Genomic DNA, 16,486 nt, shown 5'->3' on the forward strand with positions numbered 1-16,486 from the left:
CCCGCCCGCTTGACCCCGCCGTCTGTAGCTGTAAGCCGTGCCCACCCCCATTTCCGGCGATTGCAGGGCCCATGTCCGAACTTCTGATCGAACTCTTCTCCGAAGAAATCCCCGCGCGCATGCAGGCAAAGGCCGAGGCTGACCTGCTTGCCGCGCTCACGGCCAAGCTGAAAGAGGCGGGCCTCGCCTGGAAGAAGGCTTTTGCCGTTTCCGGCCCGCGCCGCCTGACGGCTGTGGTCGAGGGGCTGGACGCGCGCTCTGCCGATGTGCGCGAAGAGAAGAAAGGCCCCAAGGTCGGCGCGCCGGAACAGGCGATTGCCGGCTTCCTGCGCGGGGCGGGCCTCAAGGACATCAGCGAAGCGGAAATCGTCTCCGATCCCAAGAAAGGCGATTTCTACGTTGCCTATCTCACCACGCCGGGCCGCGATGCCACAGATGTGATCGCCGAGGCTGTGCCCGCCATCATCCGGGATTTCCACTGGCCGAAATCCATGCGCTGGGGCACCGGCGAGCTCCGCTGGGTGCGCCCGCTGCAGGGCATCGTCTGCGTGCTTGATGGCAAAGTCATTCCGTTTGAAGTCGGCGGCATCGCCAGCGGCAGCACCACCGAAGGCCACCGCGTGCATGGCCGCGGCCCCTACACAGTTACGGGGTGGACGGATTATAAAGCGCAGCTGGAAGGGAAGGGCCAGATCGTCCTCTCCCGCGATGATCGCCGCGCGGCCATCCTCAAGGGCATCGAAGGGGTCTGCGCCAAAGCGGGCCTGCAATGGATCGAAGACAAGGGCCTGCTCGAGGAGGTCGTCGGCCTTGCCGAACATCCCGTGGTCGTCCTTGGGCAGATGGACCCGGCCTTCCTCGGCCTGCCGCCCGAAGTCATCACCCTCTCGATGCGCACGCACCAGAAATACTTCGCGGCCAATGACGCAAAGACCGGCAAGCTCGCGCCAAATTTCATCGTCGTCGCAAACATCGCCGCAACCGATGGCGGCAAGAAGATCGCTGAAGGCAATGCCCGCGTGCTCTCGGCCCGGCTGTCAGACGCCCGCTTCTTCTGGGAGAAGGACAAGGCCACCCCGCTGGAAGTGATGGGCGAAAAGCTGAACACCATCGCCTTCAAGGAAGAGCTCGGCAGTCTGGGTGATAAGGTAGAACGCGTCGCCGCGCTCGCTCGTGAACTCGCGCCGAAAGTAGGCGCTGAGCCCGATCTCGCCGAACGCGCTGCGCGTCTCGCGAAAGCAGACCTCGTCTCCGAAATGGTCGGTGAGTTCCCGGAGCTGCAAGGCGTCATGGGCCGCTACTACGCGCTCGCCGCCGGCGAAGACGCCCGCGTCGCTGACGCCATCCGCGACCATTACAAACCGCAAGGCCCTAGCGACTCCGTGCCCACAGACCCGATCTCCATCGCTGTGGCGCTGGCCGACAAGCTCGATACGCTGGTGGGCTTCTGGGCGATTGATGAAAAGCCCACGGGGTCGAAAGACCCCTTCGCGCTGCGGCGTGCTGCGCTCGGCGCAGCTAGGGTAATAATAGAAAATGAAGTCAGGACTGGGCTCGGTGCGATCCCAGCGATTGTAATGCTAAAATTTGCAGAACAATGTTTCCGGCATGGCAGAGCTGCGTACGCATACGAGTATCCAGAAGATATGGAACCTAAAGGTGGTGTATCGCTACTGAATTACACGGAGCGCTGGGAACACGATGATGACGACTATGAAAACGAAATGCTTCGGATCATCGCCGAAGATGGTTTTTACCTAGTCGAGTTTGACAAAGCGTATGATTATGAAAGCGGATGGGGCCAACTCAAGTCCGACGGCCCTCCGGAGATTTTAGGTTACGGAGAATTTGGGCCTGACCTCCTCTCCTTCTTCGCCGACCGCCTCAAGCAAGTCCTCCGCGATCAGGGCAAGCGCCACGACCTGATCGACGCGGTCTTCGCCCTCGGCGAGGATGACCTCGTGCTCATCGTCAAGCGCGTCGAGGCGCTCGCCGCCTTTCTCGCCACAGAGGATGGGGCAACGCTGCTCGCGGGCTATCGCCGCGCCGCCAATATTCTCAAGGCCGAAGAGAAGAAGGGCGCTCTGCCGGAAGGGCTGACGGTCAATCCCGCCCTCATCGCCAAAGGCCCCGCCGAGGAGCAGGCACTCTGGAAAGCGCTGGAAGCGGCCGAGGCAAAACTCGAAGCGCCCCTCAAGGCGGAGGACTTTGCCGGCGCGATGAGCGTGCTCTCCGGCCTGCGTGGCCCGGTGGACGCCTTCTTTGAAGCCGTGATGGTCAACGATTCGGACGCAAAAGTGCGGGAAAACCGGCTCGCCCTGCTGCTGGCGGTGCGCGGCGCGCTCCACAAGGTGGCCGATTTCTCGAAAATCGAGGGTTGAGGCGGTCAGGGCAACCTTGTCACCTTGCGTCAAACCTTCGCGTGACCATTGCGTGACTGGCAATTGGCTCGCGCATGCAGCATAGGACTTGCAAGCTGGCCGCCAGGCTTGGGGGCCGGAAGATCAAAGCTGAACACGGGGAACGCTTCGTATGAGCAACGCCGCAGTAAAAAACGCTGACGAAACATGGGTTTACGCTTTCGGAGGCGGAACCTCCGATGGCGATGCCTCGATGCGTAACCTGCTCGGGGGCAAAGGCGCAAACCTTGCCGAAATGGCAAAGCTGGGCCTGCCCGTGCCACCCGGCTTCACGATTTCAACGGCTGTCTGCGTTGCGTATTACGAAAATGCCCGCGCCTATCCCGCCACGCTGGAGGCCCAGGTCGCCGCTGCGCTGGCAGACCTTGAAGCCAAGACCGGCAAGGGCTTTGGCGATCCGGCCAACCCGCTGCTCGTTTCGGTCCGCTCAGGCGCGCGCGCCTCGATGCCGGGCATGATGGACACGGTGCTGAACCTTGGCCTGAATGAGGAAGTCGCCGCCGGCCTCGCCGGCAAGGCAGGCGACCGCTTCGCCTATGACAGCTATCGCCGCTTCATCCAGATGTATTCCAACGTCGTCCTCGGCATGGGCCATGACGAGTTCGAGCACATCCTCGACGACTATAAGGAGCGTCAGGGTCTCGACCTCGACACCGATCTTTCGGCTGACAACTGGAAAGAAGTCATCGTCCGCTACAAGGCCGCCGTTGAGAAGGAACTCGGCCGCCCGTTCCCGGAAGATCCGCGCGAACAGCTCTGGGGCGCCATTTCCGCCGTCTTCAATTCCTGGATGTCCGATCGCGCGATCATCTATCGCAAGCTGAACGACATTCCCGAAAGCTGGGGCACCGCCGTCAACGTCCAGTCCATGGTGTTTGGAAACCTCGGCGATACCTCCGCCACCGGCGTTGCCTTCACGCGCGACCCGTCCAACGGCTCGCCCATCTTCTATGGCGAATACCTGATCAATGCTCAGGGTGAAGACGTTGTGGCCGGCATCCGCACGCCCGCGCCGATCTCGCGGGAACGCGCCAACACGCTCGGCTCCTCCGATGCCCCGCTCGAAGAGGCGATGCCGGCGGTCTACAAACAGCTGATCGACGTCGCCGCGACGCTCGAGCGCCACTATAAGGACATGCAGGACATCGAGTTCACCGTCGAAGACGGCACGCTCTACATGCTCCAGACCCGCAACGGCAAACGCACCGCCGCTGCTGCCGTCAAGATTGCCGTGGATATGGTCCGCGAAGGTCTGATCACGGAAGAAGAGGCGCTCTTGCGCATCGACCCCACTGCGCTCGACCAGCTGCTGCACCCCCGCATCCCCAGCGATGACGAGAACAAGAAAGCCGGCAAGCCGAACTATGACGTCGCCTTCAAGGGCCTGCCTGCCAGCCCCGGCGCCGCCGTCGGCCGCGTCGTGTTCGATTCTGAAGAAGCCTTCACCCTCGCCGCAAAAGGGGAGGACGTGATCCTCGTCCGTGTCGAGACGAGCCCGGATGACATCAAGGGCATGCACGCCGCCCGCGCCATCGTCACCGCACGCGGCGGCATGACCAGCCACGCCGCTGTTGTGGCCCGCGGCATGGGCCGCCCCTGCGTCTGCGGCGCCTCCGACCTGCGCATCGACACCGCCAAGGGCGAGTTCACCGCCCGTGGCCGCACCTTCAAGAAGGGCGACATGATCACGGTGGACGGCGTCAATGGCCGCGTCATCGCCGGCGCGGTCGAACTTATCAATCCGGACCTGTCGGGTGATTTCGGCGAGCTGATGGGCTGGGCCGACAAGCGCCGTAAGCTGAAGGTTCGCGCCAATGCCGAAACCCCGCTGGATACGCGCACCGCTGTTGAATTCGGCGCCGAAGGCGTCGGCCTCTGCCGTACCGAACATATGTTCTTCGACGAAGACCGCATCCCGGCGGTTCGCACGATGATCCTGTCGAACGATGAGGCAGGCCGCCGCGAAGCCCTCGCCAAGCTGCTGCCGATGCAGCGCTCGGACTTTGAGGAAATCTTCCGCATCCTGGGCGAGCGCCCGGCCACCATCCGCCTGCTTGATCCGCCGCTCCACGAATTCCTGCCGCATACGGATGAAGACATCGCCGGTGTTGCCAAGGCGTCGGGCCTCAGCGCCGAGGAACTGCGCCGCCGCGCGGCGGACCTGCACGAGTCCAACCCGATGCTCGGCCATCGCGGCTGCCGCCTCGGCATCACCTATCCTGAAATCTACGAGATGCAGGCCCGCGCCATCTTCGAGGCCGCCGTGAACGTCTCGAACGAAGGCAAGTTCAAGCCTGTCCCCGAGGTGATGATCCCGTTGGTGGCCACCCACCGCGAGCTCGACATCCTGAAAAAGCTCGTCGACGAGACCGCACAGAAGGTCTTCGCCGAAACCGGCGTCACGCTGGACTATATGGTCGGCACGATGATCGAGCTGCCGCGCGCCGCGCTCGCGGCAGGGGAAATCGCTCAGGCCGCCGAATTCTTCTCCTTCGGCACCAATGATCTCACCCAGACAACGCTGGGCATTTCCCGTGATGACGCGGGCAAATTCCTGCCGGCCTATTCGGAGAAGGGCATCTACGAGAAAGACCCCTTCGTCACCCTGGATCAGGAAGGCGTGGGCGAACTCGTTAAGATCGCGGCCGAGCGCGGGCGCAAGACGCGGGCCGGTATCAAGCTCGGCATCTGCGGCGAACATGGCGGCGACCCGGCCTCTGTGGAATTCTGCCACCGCGCCGGCCTCGATTACGTCTCCTGCTCGCCTTACCGGGTGCCGATTGCCCGTCTCGCGGCGGCACAGGCGGCCATCCGCGGGGCAAAAAAATAGCGGTTTTGGGCGGTTCGGCCCAAAAGCCGGACTGCCTTGAACGTTGCATTTCTGCAACAACTTGACATTTGATACACAGGGAACGGAGTCGCTTGCGGCTCCGTTTTTCTTTTAGTTTTCAGATAATTATACCGTTTTCTTCGCGTGTTGAGCGAATCCCCGGATTCGGTTCGGTTCCAAGGCTTTCTGAATTGTCACTCAGGAATCTGGCTGAAATATTGCTAGATAGTTGCGGGTGGGCCAAGTCCCTCCGGTCCCTGCGGGGTCTGGCCGGGCACTTTCGGCCGAATAGAAACGAATAATCTCGGACACTCCGGGGCTTCAGGCAAACCAATAATTGCCGGCCGGAGATAAAGAGGAGCGGTGATGTTAAGGTTTCTTAAACCAGGCCGGGCGAGTGTATCCCGGGTTAATGGGCTGCGTGAAAAGCTCACACGGTGGTGGCTTGGAATGACCGACCAGGAACAGCGCGACGTCTTCATTCGCGGCGGCATGGTGGCCGTTGTGGCCGTTACGGCATCTGTTTCGCTTCCGGCGATCTCTGAACAACAGGCAGGCCTGCGCGCCGACGCGGAATTCCGCGCCGAAGCCGAGCGTCTTGCCCTTTACGAAGATGGCGGCCTCGCCGTCCGCACCGCCAGCCACACGCCCGCCCTGATGGACTCGCCCTGGCTGCGCACCGTTGAATACACTCTCAAGCGCGACATCGACTCCTCGATGAGCCGCTATGCCATGCGCGACCGTGATGGCGCGGCCCTCGCATTCCTTGCTTCTTTCCGCCCCGAGCAGATCCAGCGCGCCGAGACCATCGATGCCGAGCTGATGTGCATGGCGCAGGCTGTCTATTATGAATCGGCCTGGGAGCCGATCAACGGCCAGCTCGCCGTTGCCGAAGTCATCGCTAACCGCGTTCGCGACCATCGCTATCCCGACAGCGTCTGCGGCGTCGTGTTCCAGGGCGCCACCCGCACCACCGGCTGCCAGTTCACCTTCACCTGCGACGGGTCGATGGACCGGAACAAGCCGGCCGGGGAAGCCTGGGACCGGGCCCAGCGGATTGCTGCGCATGTCATGATGGGCCTCAATGAGGACCGCACCGGCGGGGCCACCCATTATCACGCCACCTATGTGGACCCGGTCTGGAATGCCGGCCTTATCAAGACCAAACAGGTTGGCCTGCATATCTTCTACCGCTTCCCGCGCGGCGCCGAATGGGCGAGCGTGGAGCGCAATTTCGAAGCCCGCAAGCGCCAGACCGAGCTGCGCCTGGCCGCGCTCGACGCCACCAAGGAAGCCGATATGGCCGCCCTCGACGAAGGCCTGCTCTTCGCAGACGCCTCCAGCGCGGCCGATGACGGCTATTACACCATCACGCCCACTGTTGCGCCCGCCGGCGTCACCACCTCCACCCGCACCGTCTCGGCGCCTGCGCCGCGCCTGATGTCGGTGCAGACGGTGAAAACGGTGAAGGCCGACGCTCCGGCTGAGGCTGCGCTCGTTGCCACCGAAGAGGCCGCTGTGCCCGCGCCCGTTATCGACGACTATCTCGCCCGCCAACTCGAGGCCGCCCGCGCCGCCGCGCAATAGGCCATGGCAGACAATCCGATCTTTGAGGCCGTCGATCAGTTCATCGACGGCCTTTTTGCATCCGAGGATCAGGCGCTCATCCGGCTGCGCCAGCGGGCCGCAGATGCGAGCCTGCCGCACATTGAAGTGTCGGCAGGGCAGGGCAAGCTGCTCTACCTGCTCGCCAAACTCTCCGGCGCGCGCCGTATTCTGGAAATCGGCACGCTGGGCGGCTATTCCGGCATATGGCTCGGCCGCGCATTACCCGACGACGGCGAGTTGGTCACGCTGGAAATCGATCCGGCCTACGCCGCCTTCGCCCGCACCTCTTTCAACGAGGCCGGCATTGGCTCGCAGACGCTGATCCTTCCCGGCCGCGCACTCGAATCGCTTGCCAGCCTCACCGGCCCCTTCGATCTTGTCTTCCTTGACGCCAACAAGGACGAGTATCCGGAATACCTTGCAGAGGCTGCGCGCCTCCTGCGGCCGGGCGGATTGCTGCTGGCAGATAATGTCGTGCGAAAGGGCGCGGTGCTTGATCCGCCAGCGGATGATCCCATGGCGCAGGGCGCCGCGCGCTTCCTCGCAGAGCTGTCAGCCCACCCGCAGTTTGAATCCATCGTGCTTCAGCAGGTCGGCATCAAGGGCCATGATGGCCTTGCCCTGGCCATCCGGCGTTAATCCCTGGCCGGAACATTCTTGCGAATGGATTTTCGAATGAAGCCTGGCATCCAGCGCGTCATGAAGCGCACCCGGTCGGCCTCCTTGCCCACCATGTAGTAGATGTCGTCGCCATGCACGGCGTCCCAGACCTTCTCCGCCGCCATCGACACCGGATAGATCTTCGCGCCATTGGCCTTCATCTGGTCCGACATCTTCTCGTTCGCCCCTTCCGTCTTGCCCATGTCGAGGATCGGCGTGTCGACAAACCAGGGCATCAGCGTCGTCACGCGAATGCCGAGATCGCGAAACTCCGCATCGAGCGCTTCGGTCAGCCCCCGCACGGCCCATTTGGACGCCGAATAGACCGAGAGCTGCGGCGCTCCGATAATCCCGGCAGAAGATGCCGTGTTCACAATGCGCGCGCCCGGTGTCTCTTTCAGCAGGGGCAGGGCGGCATAGACCCCGTTCACCACGCCTTTCACATTGATGTCGATGATGAGGTCGGCCTCTTCCGGCGGGATGTCCTCAAACCAGCCATGGCGCCCGATCCCGGCATTATTGAACAGCACGTCCATCTTGCCGCCGGTGGCGGCGCTAAAGCCGTCCATCGCCGCGGCCCAATCAACCCGCTTGGTTACGTCCAGTTTGGCGAGGTGGCAGTTCTCCGCGCCGATTTCGGCGGCGACAGCCTTCAGGCCCATCTCGTTGACGTCATAGAGCCCGCAGAACCAGCCCTTGCGCGCAAAGTGCCGCGCGGTTTCCGCGCCGATGCCCGAGGCTGCGCCCGTGATGAAGATTGCCTTGCGGCCGTTTGCGCCTGCCATGTTTCCTCCGCCATGATCTATCACTGACTATGTCAGCGTGTTTGGCGGAGACTGTCAGACCACATCGAGGCCAAGGTCAAGATTGGGCGCCGAATGTGTCAGTGCGCCAGACGAAATAAAGTTCACGCCCGTCTCGGCAATCGCGCCGACTGTCTCCAGCGTTACCCCTCCGGAAGCCTCCAGCGCCACGCGCCCGGCCGTCATCACCACCGCTTCGCGCAGCTGATCAAGGCTCATATTGTCGAGCAGGATAGCGTGCGCCCCATGCTTCAGCGCCTCTTCCAGCTGGGCGAGGGTATCCACCTCGATCTCGATCATCCGCAGATGCCCGGCATAGGCTTTTGCCCGTTCCAGCGTGACCGCAATTGAGCCGCCGCAGGCGGCAATGTGATTGTCCTTGATCAGGATCGCGTCATCCAGGCCATAGCGGTGAGACGTGCCCCCGCCGCAGCGCACCGCGCGCTTCTCCAGCGCCCGGTGCCCCGGCGTTGTCTTCCTTGTACAGACAACCCTCGCCTGCGTATGCGCAACCGCATCGACATATTTTCGCGTCAGGCTGGCAACGCCGGAAAGCCGGCCCAGAAAATTCAGCATCGTGCGCTCGGCAATCAGGATGGAGCGCGCAGAGCCCTCAAGCCGCGCGACCACATCGCCGGGCCTCAGCGCGCTGCCATCAGGCTTTTCGACCTGCAGTTTCAGCTCGGGGTCCACCAGCTGCGCCGCATAGGCCGCCGCGTCCAGCCCCGCGATCACGCCGGGCCTCCGCGCCGCAATCACCACCGAAAGCCGCGTCTCGGGCGGGATCGTCGCATCGGTCGTCAGATCGCCCGCCCGCCCCAGATCCTCGGTCAGCGCCAGGCGCACAATCGGATCAAGGATGATCGGAGAGAGGGGGGGAATATAGGGTGTCATCGGCGACGATCTCGCATTTGGAATCTGTAACTACTAGAACAATCCCGGTTTCATAAAAACAAGGGATGACCGAAGGTTTACTGCCGGACCGATATCATTCCGCAAGAGACGTGACCTCGATGCGGACCGGGCCGCGCATTTGGCCCGCCTGCGTGAAGCTGAAAAGGTCGTATGTGCCGTCCGGCAGCATGAGAACATGGGTTTCTTCCGGCGCGATTAGCAGCCTGTCTTCGGGTACCGCCAGTTCGTCCGAGCCTTCCGGCATGGCCTCCACGATCACAGGCAGGGTCTCATCCCTCAAAGCGGCCGGCACGGGCACTGGATGAAACCCCAGATTTCGATGCCAGGACGGCCGCCCATCCAGAAAGGACCATGAAGGAATGCCGATAGCCAGGTCTGTGTGAGAAAGTTCGTCCTTTCCGCCTTCGTCTGCGCCGCGAATGAGAACGGCTTCGTCTCCATTGGCGCGGCAGAAGGTCTGGGAAATGGTCAAAGGGTCTATGCCGGACATTTCTTTCAGCCGCCGCGCCATCCAGGCCATGCCGTATTCGTCCTCCGGGGATTCAAAGGCATGCGCCCAGCCGACATGAACCAAAATCCTCGCATCAGGATTTTCCTTCAGCACCCGATCAATAATGTTTGCCGCCTGTACCTGTTCCCGAAGTATACGCCTGTCCCCCTCCACTTGGCCTGAAAGACGGGCTTCGAACGGAACAAACTTAAATTCCAGATGCGCTAGTTCTCTCAAAAGTCTGCCGTAGAAGGGCTCGCTGGAATAGAACCCGGCATTGATGCCGGTCTTTATCCCCGCCGTAAAAACTTCATCCTGAAAGGTTTCTGCCGCGTAGTAGGTGAAACCTTCGTCAGCGAAGATTCTGGCCATATCCAAAATGCGCTGCCGGTCATCGGCCGAGTGATGGGTCTCGCTGATGACTACGACTTGATGCGCTTTGATCGCCTCCCTTATTTTCTCCGGATCAAACGGTTCTTCCGAAACGCAAGGTCGGCTGATGTATCTCTCCACGATGCTGACGATGAGGTCTTCCCGTCCGTAGGCTGATGCAAATTGAACAGTCCAGTCAATGACGTTGGGATTGACTTCACCGGAGGTAACATAGGCGTAAGATTGCCAGAGGTCGCGATGCAGGGATGCCCGGTCAGGAAAATAGCCGAGGGCTTCAGTCTGCGTGTGGCCGCTTTGCCATGCGAGGAATGTTGAAAGTAGGGTCGCAGCAATTGCTGCCTTGCAGCCAATGCGCATCAGGCAAGCCCTCTGTTCGGGAGGCGAAGCAGCCGCCCGTGATGACAGTTCGCCCAAGATAGCGCCCGTCAGGCAGGCTGGCAACCAAAGGTTCCGATTTGGTTTTCTTCCTCACCGCCGATTGCCATCGCTGCATGAGTATCGCTGCGGAAAAGGAACTGGCGTTCGGGCGCGCCGGTCGCCGGGAAATCGGTGCGGAAGTGCCCGCCGCGGCTTTCGGTGCGGGCGAGCGCCCCGCTGGCGATCAGGCGCGCGGCGGTCAGCTGCGGCGCGCCGGGGCAGCCTGCCTCCAGCCGCTCGATCAGGCTGAGCAGCTCGGTCAGCCCGCCCGCCTCGCGCACCACGCCGCAATGGCGTGACATCGCCTCGCGCAGCGCCAGCATGTCCGGCGCGGCCAGGCGCGGGGTGACGGCGCCGCTGCTGGCGCCCGCTTCGGAAAGGTCGGCCTCGCGCAGGCGCCGGGCAATCCGCTCGGCAAACACCACGGCTTCGAGGAGTGAGTTCGACGCCAGCCGGTTGGCCCCATGCGCCCCGGTAGAGGAGCACTCTCCGCAGACGGACAGCCCATCCAGGGTCGAGCGGCCCCAGAGATCGGAAACAATCCCGCCCATATGATAATGCGCTGCTGGCGCGACCGGGATCATGTCGCGGCGCGGGTCGATGTTCGCGCTCATGCATGCGGCAAATACGGTCGGGAAATGGTGGGGAAATTCTTCGCCCACCGCCGTGACGCAGTTGAGAAATGCGCCGCGCCCGGCCGCGCGCTCGGCATGGATCGCGCGGGCCACCTCGTCGCGCGGGGCAAGCTCTGCCAGCGGATGATAATCCGCCATGAAGGCGCGCCCATCGGCATTGTGCAGCGTCGCGCCCTCACCGCGCAGCGCCTCGGTGGCGAGCGGGGCAGGGTCGCGGCCAATGTCGATACCGGTCGGATGGAACTGCACAAATTCCAGATCGGCCAGCAAGGCGCCCGCCACATGTGCCATGGCAATGGCCTCGCCTTGGGCTTCCTTCGGGTTGGTCGTCACGCGGTAAAGCCCGCCCGATCCGCCCGTACACAGAACAGTCTCCCGCGCCGTTTTCACAAACGGCCGGCCATTGCTGCCGCGCAGGATGACCCCGCCGATCCGGCCGTGCACGGCCTGCAGCAGCGCCTCGGCCCGCGCGCCCTCGATCAGCTCGATATGCGGGGCCGCCGCCACGGCGGCCACCAGCGCGTCCATGATTGCCTTGCCAGCCAGGTCGCCTGAAACCCGCGCGACGCGCGGATGGGAATGGGCCGCCTCCAGCGAGAGGGCAAGCTGGCCGTCCGGCGTCCGGTCAAACGGCACGCCGAGCGCCACCAGGTCGCGCACGCGGGCCGGGCCATCTTCGGCAATCAGCCGCGCAATCACCGGGTCCACGAGGCCCGCCCCGGCGGCCACTGTATCTGCCGCATGCTGCGCCGGGCTGTCGAGCGGATGCAGCGCGGCGGCCAGTCCCCCCTGCGCCCAGGCGGAGGAAGACGCCTGGCCCAGCGGGGCCGGGGACACGACCACGCAGGGCCGGGGCGCCAGCTTCAGCGCCAGGAACAGGCCGGCAAGGCCCGCCCCCACGATCAGCACATCCGTCGCCGCCCCCGCGCCGGCCTGGAGGCGGTCATCTGTCCCCGCAAGCATGGTTCTATCCGATCAGGAAATGCCGTCATTCGCGCGGCGGAATTCCACCGGCGCGGTGACAGCAGAGACGAGCGCTCCGAACATGCGTTCGTGAGACTGGATCGTCAGCGTGAAATTGTCAGGAACATAGAGCAGGCCTTCAAACTTCGTCTCCAGCATCTCCTCGATGGTGGAGCGGATCGACACCTGATCGCCAAACCGGCGCGCCTCGCAAGACTGGCGCACGACCGAGCGGCCCCACATGGAGCACATCTCCACCGCCGTCAGTTCACACGTATAGCGCCCTTCATCCGGGTGCGGAGACAGGCGCATCGTGCCGCTCATCACACACTGGCCGCTGCGATAGGGGCTCGTCTGGAAGCTCCAGCTGCCCAGCACATCCGACGGATCCTTGTTCTTTCCCGAATTGGCAAGCGCAGGGCCCGCCATCATGCAGGCCATCATCAGCACCGCTACAGTGCGTCCACCGAACATCCGCAAGGTCACTCTCCTGAACACGCCATGCTGACTTCAACCCTCCGGGCCGCCTCTGGCAAGCCGGTTTGCGCACTAGACAACGAGTTCGAGTTCCATCGGCTTGAGGCCGGTCACGAAATCCAGCGGCCGCTCCATCTTGGGCAGCGCCAGCATCGCGTCCAGCGCCTGTTTGGCGCGCACCCGCACATCCTCCGGAATGGTCACCTCATGCACGCCCGTCACCATGCAGTCATAGATGTTTTCCAGCGTGATGCGCTTCATGTGCGGGCAGAGATTGCACGGGCGGATGAAGTTCACGCCAGGGTTTTCCGCCGCCACATTGTCGCTCATCGAACATTCGGTCAGCAGCACGACCTTGCTGGGCCGCTTCTCCGACACATAATTGGCCAGCGCCGAGGTGGAGCCGGCATAGTCGGCCGCCTCCAGCACATCCGGCGGGCATTCGGGGTGCGCCAGGATGACGACGCCCGGATGGGCCTCGCGCAGCTGTTTGACGTCCTCTGCGGAGAATTGCTCATGCACCTCGCAGGCGCCCGGCCAGGTGAGGATGCGGATGCCCGTCTGCGCGGCCACATTCTTGGCCAGATACTGATCCGGCACCAGGATCACGGTGTCCGAATTCCATTCCTTCGCGATGGCTTCGACCACCTGCGCCGCATTGGAGCTGGTGCAGGTAATATGGCACTCGGCCTTCACCTCAGCGGTGCAGTTCACATAGGTCACGATCGGGTAATCGGGGTATTTCTGCTTGATCAGCCGCACATCGGCGCCCGTGATCGAGCTTGCGAGCGAACAGCCCGCTTCCAGCGAGGGGATCAGCACCGTCTTCTCCGGCGCGAGGATTTTCGAGGTCTCGGCCATGAAATGCACGCCGGCCTGCACGATCACCTTCTGCTCAACCGTCGCGGCTTCCCGCGCCAGCTGCAGGCTGTCGCCCCGGAAATCGCCCACCAGGCGGAAAATATCCGGCGTCATGTAATTATGGGCGAGGATCACCGCATTCTTCTCGCGCTTCAGCCGGTTGATACCGGCCACCAGCGGCGCAATCGCGGGCCATTCCATCGGCGTCACGAAGTCCTGCACCAGCGGGTAAAGCGGATCGGTCTCCGCCTTTACGGCGTCGTCATACACAAGGCCGCGCGCCTCGGCGGCAGATTTGCCGCGCAGCGGCGTGGGGGTCGGGCAGCCGGGACCAGCATCGATCAGACGCGCCATGAGGAACCTCCTTCAACCAATCGAGCTATTTATGCTCGATTTGAGTATAAGTTAGGCCTGAAAAGAAGCGTTTCAAGGGCTCCCTCAAAAACGCTCCGGCTTTCAGGGCTCGTTTGCGACGGAGGCATGAACCTTATACGCAGTCTGAGCAAAAGGGTATCTAGCGCAGACGCCCCCCCAAGGCAAGGCCGCTGCCTAAATCCTGCCTTTATTGAAACTGCGGCTTAACCTGCGGCGGCCGTGTCAGAGCAGGGAGATGCGTTCGCGCTGCGCCGGATCGGGATAGGGCCGGTAAAGGCCGATCTGCATCGAGGCAATCATGCCGTGCATGCGCTCATACAGCCGCGTGCTTTCATCATCCATCTTGGCGAGGCTGGCGAACGTATCTTCCAGCGCGCCCATGCTGTCGATCTCGATTTCGATGAGGAAATCAGTATGCGCACCGGAGGCCAGCCCGAACTTGCGCCGCAGCATCCGCCAGTTGCGGATGAGGCGCTGCTGCTCCAGCAGTCCAAGCCAGGCGTCTACAGCTGCGGCAAACGCCAGAGACCGGTCAGGATCCTTGAGCTCAACCATGCAATGGTAGAGATTCATTGGCTTGTTCCTCTTTGCTGGATTGCCGGACGCCATTAACGCATACGGACGTTTAACAAGCCTTACTCCGGGCCCGAAGTTTCAAGTGAACTTCTCGTTCATAATTGGGCGCTGCGAGGCAATCCCTGTCCTGACAGGCAGCCTCGCACCTCCAGAAGCTCAGTCCTTGAACAGGTCCATCGCCGCCGTGGTCATCGCTTCCACGCCGGTGGCAATCGCCGGATCATAGTCCGGCCCGAACAGCGGGGAGTGGAGGGAGGGCAGGGGCATTCCGTCAATCTGCGAGGCGGCGTATTTGTCCGCATTCACCGCGCCCAGCCAGAAGATGACGCCGGGGATCTTTTCGTCCGTGCGCGCAAACTGGCTGAAATCCTCGCCCCCCATCACAGGCGGCACCGCGCGCACATTGTCCTGGCCGAGCTTCTTGGCCACGGCCTTCATCGCCCGCTCGGTCAGCTCGGGATCATTATAGGTCGCGGGCGTATAGTCGCTCTCGATCTTGATCTCCGGGGCGGGCGCGCCAAAGGCGGCGGCCTGGCCTTCGGCAATGCGCTTGATCCCGTCCAGCAGCATCTTGCGGGTGGCATCATCATAGGAACGCACGGTGATGAGAAGTTCAGCCTCATCCGCAATGATGTTGTGCTTGGCGCCCGCCTTGAACGAGCCGACCGTCACCACGGCAGACTCCAGCGGGTTGGTGTTGCGCGAGACAAGGCTCTGCAGCGCCACCACGATATGGCTGCCGATCAGCACCGGGTCGCGCGTCGTATGCGGATAGGCGCCGTGCCCGCCCGCGCCCTTTACGGTGATGTCCACGCTGTCGACATTGGCCAGCGCAAAGCCGGAGGAATAGTTGATCACGCCTGCCGGCGCACTCGCCGAAACATGTAGGGCGAGATTATAATCCGGGGTCGGAAATTTCGTGTAGAGCCCGTCCGCCAGCATCGCCTGCGCGCCCAGGCCGATCTCCTCGGCCGGCTGGGCAATCATCACCAGCGTGCCCTTCCACTTGTCCTTGTTCTTGATCAGCTCCCGCGCGGTGCCCACCCAGACGGTCATGTGGATGTCGTGCGCGCAGGCATGCATCACCGGGCTCTCCACGCCGGTCCAGGTCTGGGACACCACCTTGGAGGCAAAGTCAAAGCCCGACTGGTCGGGCACGGGCAGGCCGTCCATGTCGGCGCGGATCAGGATCGTCGGCCCGCGGCCATTCTCGAACACACCCACCACGCCATAGCCGCCCACGCCGGGCTTCACCTCGCCAATGTCCTTCATTGCCTTCTCGCGCACCCAGGCGTCGCCCAGCCCTTCGGTCACCGTAAAGCCCAGCGACCGCAATTCGCTGGCCATCAGCTTGGAGGTCTCCACCTCACGGAAGGAAAGCTCGGGATTGGCATGCAGTTTCTTGTAAAGCTCCACCAGGCTGGGCTCGGCTGAGCGCAACTCGCCCACCGGCAGGCCGGTCACGGCGCTCGCGGTAGAAACCGCCGCCCCATTGTCCGGGCGCAGCTCCCTCGGGCCGCCGCCCTCTTCGGGCTTCTCCCCGCCACACGCGGCCAGCCCCAGCGCCATCACGGCAACAAGCAAACTCCGGCGGATCATCATGGCAGCGCCCCTTCAAGCAGATTTCCCTCAACGGCCCAAAGCCTAGTCAGGAATGCCCCCAGGGGGAAGGGGGCGTCCGGGAAGTGTCCGGGATTGTCCGGATTTGTCCAGATCTGTCCCTGGAGCGCCGTTGGAGTTTTTTGGAGCTTTCCGGAAAAACCTCCAATGGCGTTTCAAGCGGATAACCACCCCACCCCAACCCTCCCCGCCAGCGGGGAGGGGGCAAGTCACTCTTCGCCGAAACCGTCCCGCTCCCCAAACGCAACAGGTCCCCTCCCCATGGATGTGGGGGCTGCGAGGATAAGCAATCGCACCGCGATTGCCCGAGCAGCGGGTGGGGCCCCTCTCCGCAAAAACGAAGCCTATCCAACAAAATTCCCGCTGCACCTGCAGCAAAACCGCGATTTCCAGGAATTTCATCCACCCCCTCCGGGAACGGATGTATACTCCCTGCCATGTCG

Annotated in this window: 12 protein-coding genes; 4 read left to right on the forward strand and 8 right to left on the reverse strand. The window is 63.0% G+C overall.

From position 1 onward, the window contains the following. The first annotated feature begins 71 nt into the window (after positions 1 to 71). The 4 genes from glyS to C0456_RS14810 all read left to right on the forward strand — a co-directional run bounded on the left by glyS (position 72) and on the right by C0456_RS14810 (position 7,497). Entirely contained in the window at positions 72 to 2,381 is a 2,310-nt protein-coding gene (glyS, locus tag C0456_RS14795) for a glycine--tRNA ligase subunit beta (RefSeq protein ID WP_291053686.1), read from the forward strand. 151 nt (positions 2,382 to 2,532) lie between these two features. Beyond that, complete coding sequence (gene ppdK, locus C0456_RS14800) at positions 2,533 to 5,250, forward strand: pyruvate, phosphate dikinase (RefSeq protein ID WP_291053688.1); 2,718 nt, start codon at positions 2,533 to 2,535, stop codon at positions 5,248 to 5,250. Positions 5,251 to 5,700: 450 nt separating this feature from the next. After that, a complete protein-coding gene (locus C0456_RS14805) occupies positions 5,701 to 6,837 on the forward strand; it encodes a cell wall hydrolase (RefSeq protein ID WP_291053690.1) in 1,137 nt (378 codons plus the stop codon). 3 nt (positions 6,838 to 6,840) lie between these two features. Beyond that, positions 6,841 to 7,497 (forward strand): O-methyltransferase, encoded by a 657-nt coding sequence (locus C0456_RS14810; RefSeq protein WP_291053692.1) that lies wholly within the window; start codon positions 6,841 to 6,843, stop codon positions 7,495 to 7,497. Here C0456_RS14810 and C0456_RS14815 read toward each other — a convergent pair. The 8 genes from C0456_RS14815 to C0456_RS14850 all read right to left on the reverse strand — a co-directional run bounded on the left by C0456_RS14815 (position 7,494) and on the right by C0456_RS14850 (position 16,025). Continuing rightward, positions 7,494 to 8,303: an SDR family oxidoreductase gene (locus C0456_RS14815; RefSeq protein ID WP_291053694.1), complete on the reverse strand. Its 810-nt coding sequence runs from the start codon at positions 8,301 to 8,303 to the stop codon at positions 7,494 to 7,496. The two genes, C0456_RS14810 and C0456_RS14815, sit on opposite strands and share 4 nt — an antisense overlap. A gap of 54 nt (positions 8,304 to 8,357) precedes the next feature. Then, entirely contained in the window at positions 8,358 to 9,215 is an 858-nt protein-coding gene (nadC, locus tag C0456_RS14820; RefSeq protein WP_291053696.1) for a carboxylating nicotinate-nucleotide diphosphorylase, read from the reverse strand. A gap of 94 nt (positions 9,216 to 9,309) precedes the next feature. Then, positions 9,310 to 10,533 (reverse strand): hypothetical protein, encoded by a 1,224-nt coding sequence (locus C0456_RS14825; protein ID WP_291053698.1) that lies wholly within the window; start codon positions 10,531 to 10,533, stop codon positions 9,310 to 9,312. An 11-nt stretch (positions 10,534 to 10,544) separates the two neighbouring features. Further along, on the reverse strand, positions 10,545 to 12,134 hold the full coding sequence (locus tag C0456_RS14830; RefSeq protein ID WP_291053700.1) for an L-aspartate oxidase: 1,590 nt from the start codon (positions 12,132 to 12,134) through the stop codon (positions 10,545 to 10,547). Positions 12,135 to 12,146: 12 nt separating this feature from the next. Next, positions 12,147 to 12,608 (reverse strand): hypothetical protein, encoded by a 462-nt coding sequence (locus C0456_RS14835; protein WP_291053702.1) that lies wholly within the window; start codon positions 12,606 to 12,608, stop codon positions 12,147 to 12,149. A gap of 75 nt (positions 12,609 to 12,683) precedes the next feature. Then, positions 12,684 to 13,826, reverse strand: coding sequence for a quinolinate synthase NadA (nadA, locus tag C0456_RS14840; protein ID WP_291053704.1), 1,143 nt, complete (start codon positions 13,824 to 13,826; stop codon positions 12,684 to 12,686). Positions 13,827 to 14,069: 243 nt separating this feature from the next. Beyond that, positions 14,070 to 14,456 (reverse strand): DUF6614 family protein, encoded by a 387-nt coding sequence (locus tag C0456_RS14845; RefSeq protein ID WP_367179285.1) that lies wholly within the window; start codon positions 14,454 to 14,456, stop codon positions 14,070 to 14,072. Between the two features lie 123 nt (positions 14,457 to 14,579). Continuing rightward, positions 14,580 to 16,025, reverse strand: a complete 1,446-nt coding sequence (locus C0456_RS14850) for an amidohydrolase (RefSeq protein WP_291053708.1) — start codon at positions 16,023 to 16,025, stop codon at positions 14,580 to 14,582. Positions 16,026 to 16,486: the final 461 nt, after the last annotated feature.

The sequence above is a fragment of the Hyphomonas sp. genome, from assembly GCF_013823385.1.
Taxonomy (GTDB): domain Bacteria; phylum Pseudomonadota; class Alphaproteobacteria; order Caulobacterales; family Hyphomonadaceae; genus Hyphomonas.

Coding starts and splice junctions, on each gene's coding strand:
- nadA (WP_291053704.1), bottom strand. CDS start 13,826: ATGGCGCGTCTGATCGATGCTGGTCCCGGCTGCCCGACCCCCACGCCG.
- glyS (WP_291053686.1), top strand. CDS start 72: ATGTCCGAACTTCTGATCGAACTCTTCTCCGAAGAAATCCCCGCGCGC.
- nadC (WP_291053696.1), bottom strand. CDS start 9,215: ATGACACCCTATATTCCCCCCCTCTCTCCGATCATCCTTGATCCGATT.
- C0456_RS14830 (WP_291053700.1), bottom strand. CDS start 12,134: ATGCTTGCGGGGACAGATGACCGCCTCCAGGCCGGCGCGGGGGCGGCG.
- C0456_RS14845 (WP_367179285.1), bottom strand. CDS start 14,456: ATGGCGTCCGGCAATCCAGCAAAGAGGAACAAGCCAATGAATCTCTAC.
- C0456_RS14805 (WP_291053690.1), top strand. CDS start 5,701: ATGACCGACCAGGAACAGCGCGACGTCTTCATTCGCGGCGGCATGGTG.
- C0456_RS14815 (WP_291053694.1), bottom strand. CDS start 8,303: ATGGCAGGCGCAAACGGCCGCAAGGCAATCTTCATCACGGGCGCAGCC.
- C0456_RS14810 (WP_291053692.1), top strand. CDS start 6,841: ATGGCAGACAATCCGATCTTTGAGGCCGTCGATCAGTTCATCGACGGC.
- C0456_RS14835 (WP_291053702.1), bottom strand. CDS start 12,608: ATGTTCGGTGGACGCACTGTAGCGGTGCTGATGATGGCCTGCATGATG.
- C0456_RS14850 (WP_291053708.1), bottom strand. CDS start 16,025: ATGATGATCCGCCGGAGTTTGCTTGTTGCCGTGATGGCGCTGGGGCTG.
- ppdK (WP_291053688.1), top strand. CDS start 2,533: ATGAGCAACGCCGCAGTAAAAAACGCTGACGAAACATGGGTTTACGCT.